Annotated in this window: 12 protein-coding genes; 1 reads left to right on the top strand and 11 read right to left on the bottom strand. The window is 68.8% G+C overall.

Annotation, left to right across the window (positions count from 1 at the left end):
* Window positions 1–10: 10 nt before the first annotated feature.
* The 9 genes from secA to A605_RS03735 form a co-directional block, all read right to left on the bottom strand.
* The gene (gene secA / locus A605_RS03775) at window positions 11–2614 is read right to left on the bottom strand and encodes a preprotein translocase subunit SecA (protein ID WP_015400179.1); all 2604 of its coding nucleotides are present in this window, start codon (window positions 2612–2614) and stop codon (window positions 11–13) included.
* Window positions 2615–2765: 151 nt separating this feature from the next.
* Entirely contained in the window at window positions 2766–3434 is a 669-nt protein-coding gene (hpf, locus tag A605_RS03770) for a ribosome hibernation-promoting factor, HPF/YfiA family (protein ID WP_015400178.1), read from the bottom strand.
* A gap of 137 nt (window positions 3435–3571) precedes the next feature.
* Window positions 3572–4174 carry a ComF family protein gene (locus A605_RS03765; protein ID WP_034991150.1) on the bottom strand — a complete coding sequence of 201 codons (603 nt, stop codon included), beginning with the start codon at window positions 4172–4174 and terminating at the stop codon, window positions 3572–3574.
* Entirely contained in the window at window positions 4174–5886 is a 1713-nt protein-coding gene (lpqB, locus tag A605_RS03760; RefSeq protein WP_015400176.1) for an MtrAB system accessory lipoprotein LpqB, read from the bottom strand. Before lpqB ends, A605_RS03765 begins: the two co-directional genes overlap by 1 nt.
* Window positions 5883–7409: an MtrAB system histidine kinase MtrB gene (gene mtrB / locus A605_RS03755; protein WP_280109784.1), complete on the bottom strand. Its 1527-nt coding sequence runs from the start codon at window positions 7407–7409 to the stop codon at window positions 5883–5885. The genes lpqB and mtrB overlap by 4 nt, the downstream gene beginning before the upstream one ends.
* A 28-nt stretch (window positions 7410–7437) precedes the next feature.
* Complete coding sequence (gene mtrA / locus A605_RS03750; protein ID WP_015400174.1) at window positions 7438–8118, bottom strand: MtrAB system response regulator MtrA; 681 nt, start codon at window positions 8116–8118, stop codon at window positions 7438–7440.
* 47 nt (window positions 8119–8165) lie between these two features.
* On the bottom strand, window positions 8166–8759 hold the full coding sequence (locus tag A605_RS03745; RefSeq protein WP_015400173.1) for a dTMP kinase: 594 nt from the start codon (window positions 8757–8759) through the stop codon (window positions 8166–8168).
* A gap of 217 nt (window positions 8760–8976) precedes the next feature.
* Entirely contained in the window at window positions 8977–10419 is a 1443-nt protein-coding gene (gene ahcY, locus A605_RS03740; protein ID WP_015400172.1) for an adenosylhomocysteinase, read from the bottom strand.
* A gap of 55 nt (window positions 10420–10474) precedes the next feature.
* Window positions 10475–10828: a DUF4259 domain-containing protein gene (locus tag A605_RS03735; protein WP_015400171.1), complete on the bottom strand. Its 354-nt coding sequence runs from the start codon at window positions 10826–10828 to the stop codon at window positions 10475–10477.
* A gap of 118 nt (window positions 10829–10946) precedes the next feature.
* Here A605_RS03735 and A605_RS15480 point away from each other — a divergent pair, with 118 nt between their 5' ends.
* On the top strand, window positions 10947–11837 hold the full coding sequence (locus A605_RS15480) for a hypothetical protein (RefSeq protein ID WP_015400170.1): 891 nt from the start codon (window positions 10947–10949) through the stop codon (window positions 11835–11837).
* 90 nt (window positions 11838–11927) lie between these two features.
* Here A605_RS15480 and manA read toward each other — a convergent pair whose 3' ends face one another.
* Window positions 11928–13094, bottom strand: a complete 1167-nt coding sequence (gene manA, locus A605_RS03725; protein WP_015400169.1) for a mannose-6-phosphate isomerase, class I — start codon at window positions 13092–13094, stop codon at window positions 11928–11930.
* A complete protein-coding gene (locus tag A605_RS03720; protein ID WP_015400168.1) occupies window positions 13095–14084 on the bottom strand; it encodes a MurR/RpiR family transcriptional regulator in 990 nt (329 codons plus the stop codon).
* Window positions 14085–14101: the final 17 nt, after the last annotated feature.

Below are 14101 nucleotides of genomic sequence, written 5' to 3'. Positions count from 1 at the left end.
GACCGGAAAATCAGGCCTTGGTCTGGTCCTTGTTCTCCTGAGGAGCGGAAGTGGCAGCGGCGTTCGCCTTCGCGGCCTCCCCGTCGGCGCCTTCCTCCTTCGGGGCGAACTGCTTGCGCAGCATGAACAGCTGGCGGACAGTCTCCTCCTTGACGCCGTCCTTCATGCCGTTGAACATGTCGCCGCCCTCCTTCTGGTACTCGACCAGCGGGTCGCGCTGCGCCATGGCACGCAGACCGATGCCCTCCTTGAGGTAGTCCATCTCGTAGAGGTGCTCGCGCCACTTGGTGTCGATGACCGGGAGGATGATCATGCGCTCGATGTTGCGCATCTGCTTCTCACCGCCGACGGCGGAGACGTTGCGCTCCAGCTCGTCGTACTGATCCTGGGCGTCCTTGATCAGGGCCGCACGCAGATCGGCGGCGGAGAGCTCGCCCGGGGCGCCGTACTCGGAACCGTCGAGCAGTTCCTGCCAGGTGAACGTCGGGCCGTAGAGCGCCTCGAGGGCGTTCCACAGCTCATCGAGGTCCCAGTCCTCCACGTAACCGGTGGCGGTGGCGCCGTCGACGTAGGCGCCGATCGTCTCGTCGATCATGTTGCGGATGTACTCGGCGATGTCCTTGGCCTCGAGGATCTCGCGGCGCTCGGCGTAGATGACCTTGCGCTGCTCGTTGAGGACCTCGTCGTACTTCAGGACGTTCTTGCGCATCTCGAAGTTCTGGTTCTCCACCTGCGCCTGGGCGCCCTTGATGGAGTTGGTGACCATCTTCGCCTCGATCGGCACGTCGTCCGGGACGTTGAGGCGGTTCATCATGTTCTCCATGGACTGGCCGACGAACCGGACCATGAGCTCATCGCGCATGGACAGGTAGAAGCGGGTGGAACCCGGATCGCCCTGACGCCCCGAACGGCCGCGCAGCTGGTTGTCGATGCGGCGGGACTCGTGCCGCTCGGTGCCGAGAACGTAGAGTCCGCCGGCCTCGACGACCTGCTCGCCCAGCTTCTTGGCCTTCTCCTTGACCCTCGGCAGCTCCTCGTCCCAGGCGGCCTGGTAGGCCTCCTCGTCCTCGAAGGGGTCGAGACCGCGCTCGCGCAGCTTGATGTCGAGGAGGATGTCGGGGTTGCCGCCGAGCACGATGTCGGTGCCGCGGCCGGCCATGTTGGTCGAGACCGTCACGTTGCCGGGCAGACCGGCCTGGGCGATGATCTCGGCCTCCTTGTCGTGGTACTTGGCGTTGAGCACGTTGTGCTTGACGCCGCGCTTCTGCAGCAGCTGGGACAGGTACTCCGAGCGCTCGACGGAGGTGGTGCCCACGAGCACCGGGCGCCCGGCCTCGACGTGCTCGACGATGTCCTCGACGACGGCCGCGAACTTGGCCTCCTGCGTCTTGTACACGCGGTCGGCGTGGTCCTCACGCTGGTTCGGCTTGTTGGTGGGGATCTGGACGACGTCGAGCTTGTAGATCTGGTGCAGCTCGGCGGCCTCCGTCTCGGCGGTACCGGTCATGCCGGAGATCTTCTCGTAGAGGCGGAAGTAGTTCTGCAGGGTGATCGTGGCCAGGGTCTGGTTCTCGTTCTTGATCTCCACCCCCTCCTTGGCCTCGATCGCCTGGTGCATGCCCTCGTTGTAGCGGCGGCCGGCGAGCACGCGGCCGGTGAAGCCGTCGACGATCATGACCTCGCCGTTGCGGACGATGTAGTCCTTGTCGCGGGTGAACAGCTCCTGCGCCTTGATGGCGTTGTTCAGGTAGGACACCAGCTGGGAGTGCTCGGGGGCGTAGAGGTTGTCGATGCCGAGCTGGTCCTCGACGTACTCGACGCCCTCCTCGAGGACGCCGACGGTGCGCTTGCGGTGGTCGACCTCGTAGTGGATGCCCTCCTTCATGCGGGGGGCCAGCTGCGCGAAGACGTTGTAGAACTGCGAGGAACCGTCCACGGGACCGGAGATGATCAGCGGGGTGCGGGCCTCGTCGATGAGGATGGAGTCGACCTCGTCGACGATGCAGAAGTTGTGGCCGCGCTGGACGAGGTCGTTCAGGGAACGGGCCATGTTGTCGCGCAGGTAGTCGAAGCCCAGTTCGTTGTTCGTGCCGTAGGTGATGTCGGCGGCGTAGGCCTTCTTGCGGTCCGCGGGGCGCAGCTCGGAGAGGATGACGCCGACCTCGAGGCCGAGGAAGCGGTGCACACGGCCCATCATCTCGGCGTCGCGCTTGGCCAGGTAGTCATTGACGGTGACGATGTGGACACCCTTGCCCTCAAGGGCGTTGAGGTAGGCCGGCAGCACCGAGGTCAGGGTCTTGCCCTCACCGGTGCGCATCTCGGCGACGTTGCCGAAGTGCAGCGCGGCACCGCCCATCACCTGCACCAGGTAGTGCTTCTGGCCGAGGACGCGCCAGGCGGCCTCGCGGCCGGTGGCGAAGGCCTCGAGCAGGATGTCGTTGAGTTCCTCCCCGTTCGACAACCGCTGCCGGAACTCGTCGGTCTTGGCCTTGAGCTCGTCATCGGACAGGGCGGAGAAGTCGTCTTCGAGGGCGAGGACGTCCTCGGCGATCTTCTTCAGTCGCTTGACGGTGCGCCCTTCACCGGCCCGGAGCAGCTTGGACAGTCCAAACACGTGCAGTCGTCCTTCAATCTGATACGAAAACAGGGATCTTCCCGCATATTGTACGCACACAACTGGACCGCCACCCGTTACGGGCGACGGTCCAGGGGTGATCAGGCGGGCGTCTCCCGCCCCCGCCCCGGCGGCCGGACTGTCAGTCCGGCTACTCCTCCTCTGTCAGCGAGATCAGGCCGTAGTCGAAGGCGTGGCGGCGGTACACCACGGACGGGCGGCCGTTCTCCTCGTTGATGAAGAGATAGAAGTCGTGGCCGACCAGCTCCATCTCGCTCAGCGCGTCGTCGACGCTCATCGGGTTGGCGGGGTGTTCCTTGGTGCGGACGATCCTGCCGGGGACGACGTCCTCGACGGTGTCGGCGTACGGGTCGGCGTCCCGGTCCCGGCCGGTCTCGTCCGCGGCCCGGCGGGCCTCGGCGGCGAGTTCGGCGGCGACCTCACCGGTGCCCTGCGGGGCGCGGTGGCCGGAGCGGGAGATGGAACGACGGGCCTTGACCTTGCGCAGCGAACGCTCCATCTTGGCCAGCGCGGTCTCGAGTGCCGCGTAGAAGCTGTCCTCCTTGGCCTCGGCGCGGGCGATGTGGCCCTTGCCGGTGGCGGTGATCTGGATACGGTCCGACTGGGAGTCCCGGCGGGGGTTGGGCTCGTGCTGGAGCTCCACGTGGAAGAAGGTCAGGGTCGGGTCCAGACGCTCGATCTTGGCGAGCTTGGTGTTCACGCGGTCCGCGAAGTGATCGGGGACCTCGACGTTTCGGCCGGTGATGGACACCTGGGTCTCGGGGCGCAGGACATCGGTGTTCTGAGCAGGTGTGGTCATCTGCTTCCTCCCTGAAGTGGTGGGACAGTGTGTGCCTTCATCCTACCTCTGGTCATAACCTCCGGACCATGAAACCCACCCGAAAGCGTGAGCCGGCAAGACTTTTCCCCTGGTTGTGAGAAGCGACACCTTCCGGTTCAGGCGTGAGCCAGAACCAGCGCGCCCGCGACGTTCCCACCCGCGGCCACCAGGGTCTCCACCGACGCCGCGAGCGTGCTGCCGGTGGTGACCACGTCGTCGACAAGCAGCACGGGGGCGGCGGGCCGGGCGATGAGTTCGACGCGCCCGGCGAGGTTGCGGCGTCGCGACGCCGCGTCGAGGCCCACCTGGTCGGCGACGTCGCGGCGGTGGCGCAGCGCGGGGACAACGGGCAGGCCACTGGCCCGGCAGAGGTCGGTGACGTGGTCGCCGCCCCGCAGCCGGGCCGAGCGGGGGCGGGTCGGTGCGGGCACCAGCCGCAGGTCCGCGGGCAGCTCTCCCCTGGCCTGCAGGTGCGCCACCGCCGCCGCCAGCACCGCGCCGAGCGGGCGGCGCACCGCGAGGTTGCCGCGTTCCTTCATGGCGATGATCACACTGCGGTGGGTCTCGGCGTAAGGACCCAGCGCGTGGACGGGCACGTGCGTGGGCACGGGCGTGAACACCCGTTCGGGCGGGCGGCGCAGCTCCCGCCGGCACCGCGCGCACAGGACCTCGCCAGCGGTGGCGCACCCGGCGCAACGGCGCGGCAGGAGCAGGTCCATCAGTTGGCGACGATGGGGGCCGCGCGCACGCCCTGCAGGCCCGGCACCTCGCGCCAGAAGGAGGTGTCGGCGCCGTTGACCGGCATCTGCAGCGCGGACAGGGCGTCGGTGAGGTAGATCGTGGACGACGACGCCGCGACCGTCACGACGGGCGCGGTGACGTTGCCCGAGGGCAGGGAGGACACCGCGGAGCCGTCCGACTCGACGCGCCAGATCGGGGTCTCCGGTGAGGAGGTGCCCACCAGAATGGAGCCGTCCGGCTGCCAGTCCAGCGACAGAGCGGTGCCGCCGAGCTGCGGGGCGAACTCCTGGACGTTGACGATACTGCGCTCGCCCGGGCCCTCCCGCTCGACCACGCCGGTGTAGACGCGCCCCTCGATGATCATGGCCACCCGCGCGCCGGAGTGGGACAGGCGCAGCACCGAGATGTCGCCGCCGATGTCCTCCAGGGCAGTGGTGTTGACCTCCGAGGAGGCGAACTCGCCGGTCGCCGACGACTTCACGGTGCGTACGACGGTGTTGTCGGCGAGCGTCACCCACAGGGCGTTGGAGTCGTACTCGAAGGTCGGCCGCGTGATCGTCCGGCTGCGCAGCGACTCAGTGACCTCCCCGGACAGCCCGCCGAGCAGGAGCACGGACTCGTCGCCGTCGCGGCGGACGGCCGCCGAGGTGCGCTCGGCGGTGATGTCCACCGACTCGAGGTTCTCCATCGAGCCGAGCGGGCCGCTGACCGGGTTGGCGGTGTTGGAGGCCACGCGGTAGACGCCCTCGTCGGTCAGGGCGAACAGCGGGGCGACCATGGAGGAGCCGATCCGGGGATTGAAGTCCGCGAAGTCATCGGTGGTCAGCTCCTCCTGGCCGTCGATGACCGGGGCGCCGTCGGCCATCACGGAGTAGGGGCCGGGGGTGTTCGCCATCGCCAGGGTCCACACCAGCTGGGCGGTGAAGCGCAGTCGGTCCTCGCGGGACATACCGGAGAAGCCGGTGAACTGGTAGGCGCCGTCCGTCACCCCGGCGAAGGCCGCCTCCGGAGGCAGGGACTGCTCCACGGCCGGCGCCATCACCCGCGATGGCCCCTCCATCATCAGGGTGATCAGGGCAGTGTCGAGGGAGCGCTGGCCGGAGTAGACCCACCGGCGGTCGCCCACGAGGACCTGCCCGGCGGAGTCGAAGAAGTACACGTTCTGCGGCTGGAAGCGGTTGCGCAGCTCGGTCCGTTCGAACACCACGCCGTCCGGCAGCGAGGCGATGCGCCACTCCCCGTCCTGCTGCTCCAACTCGATGGTGGCCTCGTAGACGCCGTTCTCCGGCTCGTAGGCCCCGCCGGTGCCCAGGCGGCCGATCACCGCGCCACGCACGTTGAAGGAGCGCCGCTCATTCGTGGAGCCGGGCTGGGTGGCCAGGTCCACCCGGTCGACCACCAGGGTGGTCTCGGAGGGGTTCCACTCCTCGGCCGCCTCGGGGGTCAGGTAGGACCGGGCGGCCTGGTAGTCCTGGGCCGGGTCGGCCGAGGCGGTGTAGAAGTCGCGCAGCAGCAGGTCCGGTTCGCGGCCCGGCTGCGGGCCCAGGTCCGTTTGTTCCTCGCCGGCCGGCTCGAAGGGACGCAGCGCCTGCGGTTCGGTGTCGCTGGGCAGCGCGGTGCAGCCCGCGAGCAGCACGGACGCGGAGAACACGGCCACTCCCGTGCGCCAGGACCGGCGGATACGGATCATTGCGGCGCCTCCAGTTCCAGGGGGCTTTCAGTGTACGACCTGCCGGGCTCCCGCGGCAGGGTCAGCCGGAACTGCGAACCGACACCGAAGTTACCGGTCGCGTCCAGCACCCCACCGTGCAGCAGGGCGTCCTCACGGGCGATGGCCAGCCCCAGGCCGGTGCCGCCGGAGTGGCGCACGCGCGAGGCGTCGGCACGCCAGAAGCGGTTGAACACCAGCTCCTCCTGGCCCGGCTTGAGGCCCACGCCGTGGTCGGTGACGGTGATCGCCGCGGCATCGTCATTGGCGGCGAGCACCACGTCGACGGGGTTGCCCTCGGAGTGGTCGATGGCGTTGTTGGTCAGGTTGCGCAGGATGCGCTCGATGCGCCGGGAGTCGCCGGTGATCCACACCGGCTCCTCCGGCAGGTCGAAGCGGACCTCCACGCCGAGTTCGGTGGCCAGGTGCCGGGACTGCTCCCAAGCGGCCTGGATGCAGGTGCGCAGATCCAGCCGGGACTCGGCGAGGTCGGCCACGCCGGCATCGTGGCGCGAGATTTCCAGCAGCTCGTTGAGCAGCACCTCGAAGCGGTCGAGCTCGCGCATCATCAGCTGGGAGGCGCGCTTGGTGTGCGGTTCGAACTCGTCGGCGTCGGCGGCGATCATGTCCGCGGCCATGCGCACGGTGGTCAGCGGGGTGCGCAGCTCGTGGGAGACGTCGGAGGTGAACTGGCGCTGCAGGTTGCCGTACTCCTCGAGCTGGTGGATCTGCCGCGACAGCGAGTCCGCCATGGAATTGAAGCTCACGGCCAGCCGCGCCATCTCGTCCTCGCCGTCGACGACCATGCGCTCGCGCAGGTGCCCGGCCGCCAGTCGCTGGGCGATGCGTGAGGCCGAGCGCACCGGGGCGGTGACCTGCTGGGTGGCCAGCCAGGCGATGCCCACGAGCAGGACGACGACCACCACGCCCGAGGCCGAGAGCAGACCGCGCAGCAACGCCATCGTCGCCTCGTCGGACTCCATCGACAGCACGAGGTAGACCTGCAGGTTCGGAATGTCCGAGTCCGTGGGGGTGCCGATGACCAGGGCGTTGTAGGTCGAACCATCCGCCCGGTCGATGGTGGCGAACTGATAGGACACCTGCCCCTCGGAGACGAAGTGCCGCAGCCGGTCGGGCACACGGTAGCCCTCCGGGGCGGTGGTGACCGTGCCGTCCGGGTTGTTGACCACGATCACGGGCTCGTAGACGGCCGCCGTCTCCCCGGCCTGGGAACTGAGCTGGGTCAGCGACGCCCGCGCGGAGTTGAGGCGCACCTGGGCGGAACTGCCGGTGCTGGTGGCGTCGATCTGCTGCTCGACGGCCATGCGGGCCCGGTCGATCTCCGAGTTGGCGATGTCGAGCTTGGAGTCGACGAGCCGTTGGGCGACCACGGAGATCAACGCCATGGCCAGGATGAACATGACCACGGCGGAGGCGACGAAGATCAGGCCGATGACGCGCACCTGCAGCGAGGTGCGCCAGGCCTCCGAGATCCGGTCGCCGATGCGGCGGAGGTGCTGGGTGAAAACGGTCCTACTCCCCCATGCCCGTCTTGTAGCCGACGCCCCGGACCGTCAGCACGATCTGCGGGTTCTCCGGGTCCTTCTCGATCTTCGCGCGCAGTCGCTGCACGTGCACGTTGACCAGCCGGGTATCGGAGGCGTGGCGGTAGCCCCACACACTCTCCAGGAGCTCCTCGCGGGTGTGGACCTGGCGCGGCTTGCGGGCCAGCTCCAGCAGCAGATCGAACTCGAGCGGGGTCAGCGAGATCTCCTCGTCACCGCGCTTGACGGTGTGCTCGGGCACGTCGATGGCCAGGTCCCCGACCTCGATGATCTCGGCCGGGGTGTCCTCGGTGCGGCGCAGACGCGCCCGGATGCGGGCGACCAGCTCCTTCGGCTTGAAGGGCTTGGTGATGTAGTCGTCGGCGCCGGACTCCAGGCCCAGGACGACGTCGACCGTGTCAGTCTTGGCGGTGAGCATGACGATCGGCACCGACGAATCCTGCCGGATGATGCGGCAGATGTCCACGCCGTTCATGCCCGGCAGCATGAGGTCGAGCAGGATGAGATCCGGCTGCTCCGCCCGGGCGGTGGGCACCGCCTCATTGCCGTCCGTCACGGCGACCGGCTCGAAGCCCTCCGACTCGAGCACGATGGTGAGCATCTCTGAGATCGCGGGATCGTCGTCGACGACGAGAATCTTGGCGGCCATGGCGGTGTCCTCTACTGTCCTTCGCTGTCCTGGTGCTGAATGGCAGTCTACGTAATTTCTTGCAGGATAGTGGCCGGATCGGTGGTTACCAACCAGCGACCCGCCCACTGCCGTTGCGCCAGGCGCCGGTACGCCTCGAAGGTCCGTTCCTGCAGGTCGGCGTCGCGCTCGTAGGCGTCCCGGGCGCGGGAGGCGTCGGCCGCCTCCCGGGAGCGCGCGCGTTGCGACGCCGTGGCGGGCGGGGTGGCCAGCAGCACCTGCAGGTCCGGCTTCGGCAGCCCGAGCCGGCCGAACTCGAGGTCGTGAACCCAGTCGATCACGGCGTCGTCACGCAACCGGGCGGCCGAGTACGCCGCATTCGAGGCCACGTAGCGGTCGAGGATGATCACCCGGTCGCTGCCCACGTACGCCTCGAGCTGCTCCTTCGCCCCGTGCCGGTCGAGCGCGAACAGGGTGGCCATGGCGTAGGCGGAGTCGGTGAGGTCCCCCATCCGGCCGTGGAGCGCCTCCGCGGCGAGCTGGGCCGGGACGGAGTCGTCGTAGCGTGGGAAGGCCAGCACATCCGCCTCGACCTGCTCGCGCACGGCGCGCACGAGCGTGTTCTTGCCCGCGCCGTCGATGCCCTCGACCGTGATGATCATCTTTGTCCGTCCCGTTTCTTCCTGTGCCGTTCCCGGCTTTGTTGGCTCTGGGGTCTGTGGTGCCGGGTCTGTGGTGCCGGTTCAGGTCAGGTCGAAAGGACCACGTCGAAAGAAGACCTCCTTTCGACCGATGAGGTCGAGAGCAGATCCCCTTTCGACCGCGTGAATTCGACCGACGGCCGCAGGCCCCGCCCGGAGCCCTCCGCCCGGCCCCGTCCTAGTAGCGGTAGTGCTCCGGCTTGAACGGGCCGGCGACGTCGACGCCGATGTACTCGGCCTGCTCCTTGGTCAGCTCGGTGAGCTGGCCGCCGAGGGCCTCGACGTGGACGCGGGCGACCTTCTCGTCGAGGTGCTTCGGCAGGCGGTAGACCTGGTTGTCGTACTCGTCCGGCTTGGTGAACAGCTCGATCTGGGCGATCGTCTGGTCCGCGAAGGAGTTGGACATGACGAAGCTCGGGTGGCCGGTGGCGTTGCCCAGGTTGAGCAGGCGGCCCTCGGACAGGACGATGATGGCGCGGCCGTTGGGCAGGTGGAACTCGTCGACCTGCGGCTTGATGTTGGTGCGCGTGACGTCGTCGCGGTGGAGCAGCGAGTGCATGTCGATCTCGTTGTCGAAGTGACCGATGTTGCCGAGCACGGCGTGGTCCTTCATCAGGAGCATCTGGTCGAAGGTGATGATGCCCAGGTTGCCGGTGGCGGTGATGACGATGTCGGCGTCGGTGATGCCGTTTTCCACGGTGACGACGTCGAAGCCGTCCATGAGCGCCTGCAGGGCGTTGATCGGATCGATCTCGGTGACCTTGACGATGGCGCCCTGGCCCTTGAGCGCCTCGGCCACACCCTTGCCCACGTCGCCGTAGCCGCAGATCAGGGCCTTCTTGCCGCCGATGAGCATGTCGGTGCCGCGGTTGATGCCGTCGATGACGGAGTGGCGGGTGCCGTACTTGTTGTCGAACTTGGACTTGGTGACGGCGTCGTTGACGTTCATCGCCGGGAAGGGCAGCACGCCCTCGTTGGCGAAGTGGTACAGCCGGTGCACACCGGTGGTGGTCTCCTCGGTGACGCCCTTGACGGACTCGGCGATGCGGGTCCACTTCTGGTTGTCCTCGTCGAGGGTCTGGCGCAGCATGTTCATGAAGGCGATGAACTCGTCGGCGTCCCCCTCCTGGGTGGCGGGCACGACGCCGGCCTGCTCGTACTCGCGGCCCTTGATCACGGCCATGGTGGCGTCGCCGCCGTCGTCGAGGATCATGTTCGGCTCGACCCCCTCGCCCCAGCTGAAGATCTGCTTGAGGCACCACCAGTACTCGTCGAGGGTCTCGCCCTTCCAGGCGAAGACCGGAACACCCTGCGGGTTCTCGGGGGTGCCGTCCTTGCCGACGACGATGGCGGCGGCGGCCGGGTCCTCAGTGGAGAAGATGTTGCAGGAGGCCCAGCGGACCTCGGCACCGAGGGCGGTGAGGGTCTCGATGAGCACGGCGGTCTGGGTGGTCATGTGGATGGAACCGGCGATGCGCGCGCCGGCCAGCGGCTGCTCCTCGCCGTACTCCTCACGGAGGGCCATCAGGCCCGGCATCTCGTGCTCCGCCAGACGAATCTGGTGGCGACCCGCCTCCGCCAGGGAGAGGTCCGCCACCTTGTACTCGGTTACCTGCGACATTCGGGGAAAACTCCTGTCAACGTGTGAAAACTGTCTCCCCAACTGTAGCGCGGTCCTACGAGAGTGCCTCGAGGAAGGGTTCGAGGTCCTCGTCGGTCTCCACCGACTCAAGTACCTCGGCGGCCGCTTCATTGAGCTCCTCGGTGCCCTCGCCCAGCAGCTCCCGGATGAAGGGGTGGGCGTCGGCGACGTCACCGGCGGTGAACGGCGCGCCGGCCCAGATCGCGGCCACCGTCGCGGCGGCGAGCGCGTTACGACGCTCCCCGTCCGAGACGTGGGGCTGCTTCAGCACGAGGAGGCAGGCGTCCTGCACGGCCTCGACCACTTCACCGGAATCAAGGTCGTTGAGCTCGTCGAGGAACTCCTCGTTGACATCCTCCGTGAAAATCGTGACGTCCCAGGCACTCATGGTTTTTCCCTTCTCTCAGAATGTTTATCGCCGATTGAGACTGCACCTATCGGCAGGCATCTGCTATGTTGTTACCGAGTTGTTACCTACATTTCCGCCGAAGGGAAAAGAGCAAAGGGTGAAAGCAGAAACCCGGCGAGTCGCCGTCTTCATCGTTGTCGGTCTGATCGCAGCGGCCGGCATCGGTTTCGGCGTCTGGCGCGCCAGCACACCCGCGGCCCCTTCCGCCACTGATACTGCCACGGCCACCCACGCGGTATCCACCGTGACCACCTCCACCCGTTCCGACGTCGCCACCACCCAGGAAACCCAGGCCCCGACGGAGCAGAACGTGCAGGACACGGTGGCCCCGACCACCGATGACCCGTTCCTCCCCCCGAACGCGGTGCTCGGCAACGAACCCACCCCCCTGGCACCCACCACGGTCTACCGTCCGGACAACATCTTCACCGGCCCGGACGACACCTCCGAGTGGAACGTCGGCCCCGGCCAGGGCGGCGACACCCCGCCCCCGGGCTGGACGGGCACGACGGAGCCGACCGTGCCGACCGACGCAACCGAGCCGACCGAGCCGACGACCCCGGGTGAACCCGGCGAAACCGTGGAGCCCGGCGAGACCGGCGAGACCGGCGAGACCGGCGACACGACGGAGCCGACTGAGCCGATGGAGCCCACGGAGCCGACGGAGCCGACGGAGCCCACCTCCCCGACCGGGGTGTCCCCCACCCCGCAGGAGGATGAGACCGTCTCGCCGCAGCCTTCCCCGCCGGTGGAGCCCTCCCGGCCCATCGCCCCCGCCCAGTCCACCGAACCGGCCGTACCGTCCGCACCGGCCGTGACCGAGACCGGCACGGGTACCGGCGCCGGTGGCCCGGCCGGGGCGGGCGACGGCCCCACGAACCAGGCTCCGGCACCCACGCCGACGAACGAACCGGCCCCCGTTCCCGCCCAGCCGACCGGCTCCGGTCAGCAGTGGCAGTGGGACAACTGGCTGCCCTTCCTGCGCTGAGTCCCGCCCCACGCGACAGCTGAATCAGAAAAACCGCCCGGCCTCCCCCACCGGGCGGTTTTTCCTGTCCTGCCCCTCAAGGCAGCCGTCTCACGCCCGCGCGATGAACAGCTGCCCCTGACCGGTGGCGGTGACGGCCGGATCGGAGGCCGGGATCCAGGCGGCGTCGCCGGGGACGAGCGCCAGGCCCCCGAGCGTGAGCTCGCCCGCGGTGCACAGGGCGATGACGGGCCCGTCGTGGTCGACGGTCACCGAGGACTCCCCTGCCCCGCCCAGCATGTGGCAGGTCAGCGAGAACTCCTCGGCCGGCACCGGGTAGCGTCCGTCGTTCGCGCGCACGACCGGGTCGGCCAGCGAGTGGAAGTCGAGCACCTTGACCAGCTCGGGCACGTCGACGTATTTGGAGGTCAGCCCCCCGCGCAGCACGTTGTCGGAGTTCGCCATGATCTCCACGCCCAGGCCCGAGATGTAGGCGTGCAGGTGCCCGGCGTCCAGGTAGATCGCCTCGCCGGGCGACAGGTGCAGGTGGTTGAGCAGCAGGGCACCGAGCACCCCGACGTCGCCCGGGTACTGCTCGTGCAGGTAGAGGACGTTGCCCAGCACCTCGGAGATCCAGTCCCCGCGGTCCAGCAACGGCCGCGCGGCGGTGACCACACCCTCGATGAGTTCGGTGCGCGCCAGCGAGGGGATGGTGATCCAGGTGGTGAACAGGCCGCGCAGGTTGGCCTCCTCCTGCTCCGGGTCATGCTCCAGGAAGGCCAGGTAGCGGTCCAGCTGCGGGCAGGACAGGGCGTCGAAAAGCTCCCGGGTGCGCTCCAGCGGGCGGAAACCGGCCATGGCGGTGAAGTCCGTGAGCGCGACGATGAGCTCGGGCTTGTGGCTCGGGTCCTTGTAGTTGCGGTTGGGCGCCTCCATGGCGATACCCGACTCGTTCTCCCGGGCGAAGCCCTCCGCGGCCTGTTCGGCGGAGGGGTGCGCCTGCAGGGACAGCGGCTCCGCGGCGGCGAGCAGCTTGAGCAGGAACGGCAGGCCGTCACCGAAGTTCTCGCGTACCCGGCGCCCGAGGGCGGCCTCGGGATCGGCGGCGATGAGCTCGGTGAGCGGGCGCCCGTCGATGGTCGACGGGGAGGCGGGGTGCGCCCCGAACCACAGTTCCGCCTCGGGGCGGTCCGAGGGGGCGGGCAGCCCACGCAGCTCCGGAATCAGCGTCCGCGACCCCCAGGGGTACGTCCGGAGCATGCCGGTGAGCTGGTCCATCTAGATTTCCTCCACGCGTGCTTCATAGGCGGTCGCGGCGAAGCCGCGGGTGATCAGTTTCAGGGCGGAGGCGGAGTCGCCCAGTCCCGGGGACTCGCAGTGCACCGCCAACGAGTGGGCCAGGCCCGCCTCTTCCTCGGCCCACACAATGGTCTTCAACGGTAGCACCACGGCCGGACCGTCCAGATACGGATCATGGAAGATGTCGTCGGCGGCAGGCGCCGCAGGGCCGGCGGCGAGGGCGGTACCCAGCTCATCGGCCTCCACGAAGCCGGAGGGCAGACCCTTCGTGGACCAGATTGTGGCGACGATCTCCGCCAACGCACGCCCCAGACGACTGCGGCCGGTGTGGAGGACGCGGGCACCCTCGACGAAGGCGCGCAACTGCCGGCCGGGGTTGACCAGCTCGTCGCGTTCCGGGGAGAGCTGCTCGAGCTCGGCGTCGACGGCGTCGGCGACCTCCTGCAGCCGCTGGCCCACCAGATCCGGGTCCTCCTCGAGCAGGTCCAGGACGGTGCCGACGACCGTGATCGCCCGCGACGGGGAGGGGCCGACGGCCGTCGGGGAGGCGGGCACGATCACGCAGTCGTCGGGGGCGTCCTCGAGAATCGGCCCCTGGGCGGGTCCGGCGAGGATGGTCACCGCCCCGCGCCGGGCGGCCGTCAGCAGGGCCTGGGAGAGCTCAGGATCCTCGCCGCGGTCGCCGACGGCGATGACGACGTCGAGGGCACCGACGTAGCCGGGCAGGGTGTCGGTGACCACGACGGGCAGACGCAGGGGGCTGCGCACGGCGGTGACGAAGCGGGCGGCGGCGTGGGAGACCTGGTCGGTCGGCAGAACGACGACGCTGCGCGGGTTGAGCCCGTAGAGGCCGGCCAGCTGGTCCAGCACACCGGCGACGGTGCGGACCTGGGCCCCCTCGTGGGCCACGTCGTAGAACGCCACGGTCTCCCGGTCATAGCCCGATCCGTCGAGGTAGCTGTTGTCCATGCGCCCAAGGATAGTGA

Source organism: Corynebacterium halotolerans YIM 70093 = DSM 44683 (genome assembly GCF_000341345.1).
GTDB classification, from domain to species: domain Bacteria; phylum Actinomycetota; class Actinomycetes; order Mycobacteriales; family Mycobacteriaceae; genus Corynebacterium; species Corynebacterium halotolerans.
The sequence above is the reverse complement of the archived record's forward strand: the minus strand, read 5'-3'. Positions and strand labels throughout refer to the sequence as shown.